The sequence below is a fragment of the Pseudomonas sp. 39004 genome, from assembly GCF_028682155.1.
Taxonomy (GTDB): Bacteria; Pseudomonadota; Gammaproteobacteria; order Pseudomonadales; family Pseudomonadaceae; genus Aquipseudomonas; species Aquipseudomonas capeferrum.
This window is the reverse complement of record NZ_JANIAG010000235.1, coordinates 1-6,811: the sequence shown is the minus strand read 5'-3', so window position 1 is coordinate 6,811 and position 6,811 is coordinate 1. Positions and strand designations below refer to the sequence as shown.

Below are 6,811 nucleotides of genomic sequence, written 5' to 3'. Positions count from 1 at the left end.
TCCGGGCCGCACCCCGTTCGCGGCCCTTTTTAATTTTAGGCGATTGCCATGCTTGATCTGATCTTGACCAAGGTATGGTCGGATTTATCTATACCTGTTGGCGGTATTCCCAATCCATTTCGCTTGATGCAACTGGCAACCGTCAATGCTGAAGGGCAACCCAAGGTAAGCACTGTGGTCTTGCGCCATGCGGATGAATCTACGCAGTCGATTATCTTTTATGCGGACAAGCGGTCGGCAAAATGCGCAGAGATACTTGCCGAACCTAGAGTCGGCATAACCTCCGTCGACCCATCCGGCAAGCTTCAGCTGCGGATGGAAGGCCGAGGTGAACCTGTGTCGGATGTTTCGTTACTTACCAAGCACTGGGAGCAGGCACGAGGAAGAACTCAAGCACTCTTTCGCCATGGAAGCATCCCCGGTGAGGCGATCTCTGCACCTTCATCAGCCTACGAAACGCACCTGGAGGGTTTCGAAAACTTCGCGTTAGTGACTGTCCACCTGAGAAAAATTGAGTGGCTCGACCTTACCCAGGATATCCACCACCGGGCACGCTTCATTCTGCAAGGCGAACATTGGCAGGCGGGTTGGATCGCGCCCTGAGACAGGATCAATTTTGATGAGCAGAATGGGGCAGGGCAAATAGCTGGCCAAGGCAGCTGATCTCGTTGTGCGATGTTTGGAAAGTCGAAAGCAGCCACTCGCGATTGGCCACGTTCGACCCTAAGCTGACAGCTCCCCAGTCGCACAGCAGTTCGATGTCAGGCAAGTCACTCGTGTCAGCTGCTCATGCCAATACCCCGCAGCCGAGACGCTGCAGGTTCGCGCGCAGCCGATGCGCTGCACACGCACATTGCCGATTCATTGCGCGACCCACTGTGCAACTGAGCAGCGCGCTACCAGTCCTGCGAATGCGGTGCTGGCCCTGCCAGCGCCGGAAACAGCGGCAGTACCTCTTCTGCCAGTTCCTGAAGGATGTCCTGGGCCGGGCGCCGCGCCATCTGCACCCCCAATGCTGCATGGTTGACCCCGGCCTCGCGCCACTCGCCGAGCAGGTCGATCAACCCGTTGCGCCCGGTGCGCAGCACGTAGCCGCCTTGCAGCGGTGTACGCGGGAAGTTCGGGTCGTCGTCCAGGTCGATCCATTCGTTGGTCATGTGCGGGCGGAAACCACCGCCCGGTATCGCTGCGCGCCAGGCGCGGATTTTTTCGGCCAACCGTCGTGGTCCAAGCACGTTATGGGTGGCGTCGGGGTAGGTGAGCCAGCCATCGGCGTGTTCGCCCAGCCACTGCAGGCTTTGGCGTGACGAGCCGGTCACCACCAATGGGATGCGCCCTGACACTGGCCTTGGCAACAGCCGGGCACTGCCGAGTTGGCCCAGCGGCGACTGGATCGGCCCAGGGTGCTCGGCCAACAGTTGCCGGAAGTAGTCCACGCTTTGCGCAAAGCGCTCGCCGCGGCTGTCGTGGTCCAAGCCATAGGCTGGAAACTCCACGGGCCGGTCGCCCGAGGCGATGCCCAGCACCAGGCGCCCACCCGACAGGGTATCGAGGGTGGCAGCGGCCTTGGCCAGGTCGATCGGGTGGCGCAAGGCGAAGATCGCGCTGCCAGTCACCAGGGCGATGCGCTGAGTCTGCGCGGCCAGGTAGGCCAGGTAGGTGAACGGGTCGAATACCTGCCCAGCGTCACCGAAGGCCGGGTCGAACAAGGGCACATCACGCACCCAGGCGGCGGCAAAGCCCAGGCGGTCGATGTCGCCGACCAGCCGTGCCTGCCCGGCCAGTGCCTGCATGTTGCCGTCGTAGAAACGCAGCGGCATGAAGATGCCCAAGGTCAGTTGATCGGGCGCGAACATGCGCCGGTAGCCGGGGTGCTGGGCGAAGGCGCTGGCGTTGGCGCCGCAGGTGGGGGTTGTAGGGTTCATGGCCGTTCCTTGGTTGAGCGATTTCATGGGCCAGTGGCCGGCGCGGGCAGGCGGATACCCCGTTGCACGGCGGGGCGCTGCTCGACCTGGCGGTACCAGCGGGTCAGGTGGCGGTGGGGGCTGAAGTCGAAGCCCACCAGGGCGGCGATGTGCAGCCAGGCGAAGGTCGCGATGTCTGCGATCGAATAGCGCTCTCCGGCCAGCCATGGCTGGGTGGCAAGCTGCTGGTCGAGGACGGTGAAGGTGCCTTCGGTAAGGCTGCGGTAGCGCTTGAGCGCCGCAGGGTTGGGCATGGCCTCGAAGCATTCGAAGTGCACGCGCTGGCCGAGCAGCGGCCCCATGCTGGCGCTGTGGTACATCAACCAGGTGATCGCCGCCCAGCGCGGCTGCGGCGCGGGGTCGAGCAATTGGCCGCTGAGCTGTGCCAGGTACAGCAAAATGGCGGCAGACTCGAACAGCACGATGTTGGCAGCATGGTCGACCAAGACCGGGATGCGGCCGGCCGGGTTGAGCGCGAGAAAGCCCGGTTGCAAATGCTCGCCGTGCTCGATGCGAACATGCTCCAGGCGATAGGGCAGGCCCATCTCTTCGAGTGCGATGGTGGCTTTGAAGCCGTTGGGCGAGCTGTCGGTGTACAGCACCAGCGAGGGATCATGCATGTCGAATAACCTCAGGAAAACTAACGCAAGTTGTTTGGCCTGAGCGCTATGCTATGCAGATCGAGCGCGATACTAAAACGATTGCTTCTTACGCCAGCGTTAGTTTTTCTAAATCGAGGAATTCCATGGGTGCCGTTCTGCCACTGCTTGCCTTGCGCGCCTTCAGCGAAACCACCCGCCTGGGCAGCCTGAAGGCGGCCGCCGAGCGCATGGGGGTTACCCCGGGGGCCATCAGCCAGCAGATTCGCCTGCTGGAGGACCGCCTCGGCGTCACCCTGCTGACACGCAGCCGCCATGGCGTGCAGCTCACCGAGGCCGGGGCGGGCCTGTACCCCGGCGTTTCGCGCGGTTTCGGCGAAATCGAGAGCGCCTTGCTCGACCTTGAAGCTTTGGCACGGGCCAGCACCCTCACCATCAGCACGCAACCTTCCTTCGCGTCCAGCTGGCTGGTGCCGCGCCTCAGTAGCTTCAGCGCGCTGCACCCTGGTATCGAGGTTCGTGTCGAGGCCACCGCGGCACTGGTCGACCTGCAGCGCGAACGTGTCGACATTGCCCTGCGCCATGGCCTGGGCGATTACCCGGGGCTGCAGTCGATGCCTTTGCTGGCGCCCGTGCTGCTACCCGTTTGCAGCCCGGCGCTGCTCGCCAGTGGGCCGGCACTGGATGAACCCGTAGATTGCCTGCAGTACCCGCTGCTGCAGGATGCCGACCGTGCCGACTGGACGCTGTGGTTGCAGGCCCACGGCTTCGAGCCTGACAGCCGCAGCCGGCGCGGGCCGAGCTTTGACGAGGAGCTGCTGTTGCTGCGCGCGGCCGCGAGCGGTCAAGGCATTGCCCTGGTCCAGGCGCAGCATGCCGAGGAGGGGCTGCGTGACGGCAGCCTGGTGGTGGCCGTGGATCGGCCCTGGCCGTCACGCTTTGCCTACTACCTGGTCGCCCGCAAGGAGCAGTTGAAGCGGCCCCAGGTGCGTGCCTTCATCGACTGGATCGAGGGGCAGCTTGCGGGAAGCCGTAGTACAGGGTAAGCCGAGCGTGGTCAGACGCCAGCCTGGTGCATGCAGGTGTGCAGGTCTTCAAGAAACGCCCGCAGGATCGGTGGCGGCGACACGCCGCGCCGGGTGATTACATCGAAGGGGGAGGTCAGGTCCAGTGTGCTGGCGCCCAGGCGGCGCATTTCGCCGGTCTTGACCCACTGCTCGGCGAAGTGCACGGGCAGGAAGCCGATGTAGGCGCCGGAAATGATCAGGATCGCCGCCGCCTCGATGTTCTCCACGGTCGCGGCGGCCTTGCTGATGCCCAGTTGCTCCAGGTCGTACTGCTGCATGTAGCCACGCACGACGATATGGCACTGGCGAACTTCTTCAAGCAGGCGGCCGTTGGCCGCCTTGCTGGCATACAGCGGATGGCGACGACCACAGTAGAGCCCCAGGGCTTCGTCGTACAGCGGCAGGTACGACAGCCCCGGCACGCGCAACGGGAAGTGGCCGATGGCCAGGTGCAGCCGGCTGTCCAGTACCCGCTCTTCGAGCTCCGCCGGGGCGCCGATGTAGATGTGCAGGTGGGCATCGTGCCCGCGTGAGACAAAGCGCTGGGTGGTGCGCGGCAGGGGCGAGGCGTTGTCGGTCAGGGTGGAGTCGATGATGCCCAGGTTGAGCTTGCCGCTGATGTGCTGCTTGAGCACGTCGGCATCCATGCAGAAGCTCTCCACCGCGCTTAGCAGGCGCAAGGTGGCCTCATGGATGGCCACGCCCTGTTCGGTCAGGCGAAAGCCGCTGCGCCCGCGCTGGCAAAGCTTGACCCCCAGGCGGGTTTCCAGGTGTGTCATCTGTTCGCTGATGGTCGACTGGCCGGCGTTGAGTGCTGCCTGCGCGGCGGAAAAGCCCCCGCACCTGACGATGGTGGTGAACACCCTGAGAAGCTTCAGATCGACATCGTGGAGCTGGATCACTGTGGCCTCCTGGCGGTGCTTCACATCGCTGCGTCACATCGCGCTGGCTGATATGAGCGTCCGGCCATTGTTTTTTTTCAAGCTAACCACGCAGCCGTGATCCCTGCAATGCCTGGCGCCTGGAAATGCCGGCGGGCTTTGGGCAATCGGGCGAATACTTCGGGTTGCCCGATGTATGCATCTGCACTTGCGCATTTTTCCGCTCTTGGCCTGCCGCCATAGTGGCTGCAACGGCGGTCGAGCAGTCGCCCCGTCTCCTGACCAGAACAATAAGTGGAGAAACCTGAACATGGCAAAGCACGGTTATGAATCCGGCCGCCTGAACCTGCCCTTCGTCGGGCATTGCACCTTCGCCAAATCGCCCATCTGCACCGACTGGGATGCCATCGACGCCGATGTGGCGATCCTCGGTGCGCCCAACGACATGGGCACCCAATGGCGCTCTGGCGCACGTTTCGGACCGCGCGGCATTCGCGAGGCATCGACCCTGTTCTCGTTCGGCCATGCCGGCGCCTACGACTTCGAAGATGACGCCACCTACCTGACCGATGACCAACTGCGCATGGTCGATGTCGGTGACGCCGATATCGTGCACACCGACATGGCCAGCAGCAATGCCAACATCGAGTCGGCCGTGCGCCAGATTCTCAAGGCCGGCGCCATGCCGGTGGTGCTGGGCGGCGACCACTCGATCCATGCGCCGGTGATCAAGGCCTTTGAAGGGCATGGGCCGATCCACATCGTGCACTTCGATGCCCACCTGGACTTCGTCGACGAGCGCCATGGTGTGCGCTACGGCCACGGCAGCCCCCTGCGCCGCGCCTCGGAGCTGGACCACATCGTCGGCATGACCCAGATGGGCATCCGCAACGTGTCGTCCTCCAACCGCGATGACTACGATGCCGCGCGCGACGCCGGCTCGCAGATCCTTTCGGTACGCGACGTGCGCCGCCTGGGTTGTGAAGGCGTGATGGCGAAAATCCCCGAAGGCCGCGACTACTACATCACCATCGACATCGACGGTTTCGACCCGTCCATCGCCCCAGGCACCGGCACACCGAGCCATGGCGGATTCTTCTACTACGAAGTGCTGGAGATCATCCAGGCGCTGGCCCGGCGCAGCCAGGGGCGGATCGTCGGCATGGACCTGGTGGAAGTGGCCCCGGCCTACGACCCGGCAGGCGTGACCTCGATTCTTGCCGCGCAGTTGCTGATGAACAGCATCGGCTTCATCTTCCACGCGCGCGCCAACGCCCGCTGATCCGGAGACTGTACCGTGGACAACAAGGTAAAAGCCTACCTGCAGGCCTTCGGGGTTTCAGAGGCCACCCAGCGTTTTCTCAGCAAGCCTCAGCATATGTTCATCGGCGGTGCCTGGCTGGAGGCCAGTGATGGTGCCAGCGCCGAGGTCATCGAGCCGGCCACCGAGGGCGTGCTGACGCGCATCCCCATGGGCACCCCGGATGACCTGGACCGTGCGGTGCGTGCCGCCCGCGCGCAATTCGATGGCGGCCCGTGGAGCCAGCTCAAGCCGCTGGAGCGCGAGCGCCTGATTCATCGCCTGGCCGACCTGGTCGAGGCTAATGGCGACGAGCTGGCGCAGATCGAGTCGATCGACATGGGCAAGTCGGTCGCCCAGGCCCGTGCCGTGGACATCCAGGGCACCGTCGATACGCTGCGCTACTTTGCCGGCTGGGCCAGCAAGATCCATGGGCGCACCGTCGAGCCCTCGCTGCCGGGCAACTACCTGGCCTATACCCGCAAGGAAGCCGTCGGCGTGGTAGGGGCCATCGTGCCCTGGAACTTCCCCCTGCAAACCATGGCCTGGAAGCTCGGCGCGGCGCTGGCGACCGGCTGCACCGTGGTGGTCAAGCCGGCGGAGCTGACCTCACTGTCGGCCTTGCGCTTTGCCGAGCTGGTGCAGGCGTCGGGCATCCCCGACGGTGTGCTCAACATTGTCACCGGGCGCGGCAGCGTGGTGGGCACGGCGATGTCCAGCCACCCGGGCATCGACAAGCTGAGCTTTACCGGTTCGACCCCGGTGGGCTGCTCGGTGGGCAAGGCGGCGATGGACCAGATGAAGCGCCTGACCCTGGAACTGGGCGGCAAGTCGCCGGTGATCGTGTTCGCCGATGCCGATATCTTTGCTGCGGCCGAGGCGGTCGCCAACGGTGTGTTCTTCAACTCGGGGCAGGTGTGCGATGCCGGTACCCGTGCTTATGTCGAGCGCAGTGTCTACCCGGCCTTCCTCGAAGCGCTGGCGCGCTACACGGCAGATC

General features: G+C 64.2%; 7 protein-coding genes. 4 read left to right on the top strand and 3 right to left on the bottom strand.

Annotated features, from left to right (window positions below; all coding sequences use genetic code 11):
- Positions 1-48: 48 nt before the first annotated feature.
- Positions 49-603: a pyridoxamine 5'-phosphate oxidase family protein gene (locus tag NP534_RS24855; RefSeq protein WP_274100469.1), complete on the top strand. Its 555-nt coding sequence runs from the start codon at positions 49-51 to the stop codon at positions 601-603.
- Positions 604-896: 293 nt separating this feature from the next.
- On the opposite strand, the gene NP534_RS24850 is transcribed toward NP534_RS24855, so the two are convergent.
- Both NP534_RS24850 and NP534_RS24845 read right to left on the bottom strand, forming a co-directional pair.
- The gene (locus NP534_RS24850) at positions 897-1,925 is read right to left on the bottom strand and encodes an LLM class oxidoreductase (protein ID WP_047583416.1); all 1,029 of its coding nucleotides are present in this window, start codon (positions 1,923-1,925) and stop codon (positions 897-899) included.
- 23 nt (positions 1,926-1,948) lie between these two features.
- Positions 1,949-2,584, bottom strand: a complete 636-nt coding sequence (locus NP534_RS24845) for a glutathione S-transferase family protein (protein ID WP_274100468.1) — start codon at positions 2,582-2,584, stop codon at positions 1,949-1,951.
- A 125-nt stretch (positions 2,585-2,709) separates the two neighbouring features.
- Between NP534_RS24845 and NP534_RS24840 the strand changes: the two genes are divergently transcribed.
- Positions 2,710-3,609 (top strand): LysR substrate-binding domain-containing protein, encoded by a 900-nt coding sequence (locus NP534_RS24840; RefSeq protein ID WP_274100467.1) that lies wholly within the window; start codon positions 2,710-2,712, stop codon positions 3,607-3,609.
- An 11-nt stretch (positions 3,610-3,620) separates the two neighbouring features.
- Here the strand turns inward: NP534_RS24840 and NP534_RS24835 are convergent, their stop codons facing one another.
- Positions 3,621-4,532: a LysR family transcriptional regulator gene (locus NP534_RS24835; protein WP_274100466.1), complete on the bottom strand. Its 912-nt coding sequence runs from the start codon at positions 4,530-4,532 to the stop codon at positions 3,621-3,623.
- Positions 4,533-4,821: 289 nt separating this feature from the next.
- Between NP534_RS24835 and speB the strand changes: the two genes are divergently transcribed.
- The gene (speB, locus tag NP534_RS24830; protein WP_033698620.1) at positions 4,822-5,793 is read left to right on the top strand and encodes an agmatinase; all 972 of its coding nucleotides are present in this window, start codon (positions 4,822-4,824) and stop codon (positions 5,791-5,793) included.
- 15 nt (positions 5,794-5,808) lie between these two features.
- The coding region (locus NP534_RS24825; protein ID WP_274100465.1) for an aldehyde dehydrogenase family protein at positions 5,809-6,811 on the top strand (1,003 nt) is incomplete at its 3' end.

Coding starts and splice junctions, on each gene's coding strand:
- NP534_RS24840 (WP_274100467.1), top strand. CDS start 2,710: ATGGGTGCCGTTCTGCCACTGCTTGCCTTGCGCGCCTTCAGCGAAACC.
- NP534_RS24845 (WP_274100468.1), bottom strand. CDS start 2,584: ATGCATGATCCCTCGCTGGTGCTGTACACCGACAGCTCGCCCAACGGC.
- NP534_RS24855 (WP_274100469.1), top strand. CDS start 49: ATGCTTGATCTGATCTTGACCAAGGTATGGTCGGATTTATCTATACCT.
- speB (WP_033698620.1), top strand. CDS start 4,822: ATGGCAAAGCACGGTTATGAATCCGGCCGCCTGAACCTGCCCTTCGTC.
- NP534_RS24850 (WP_047583416.1), bottom strand. CDS start 1,925: ATGAACCCTACAACCCCCACCTGCGGCGCCAACGCCAGCGCCTTCGCC.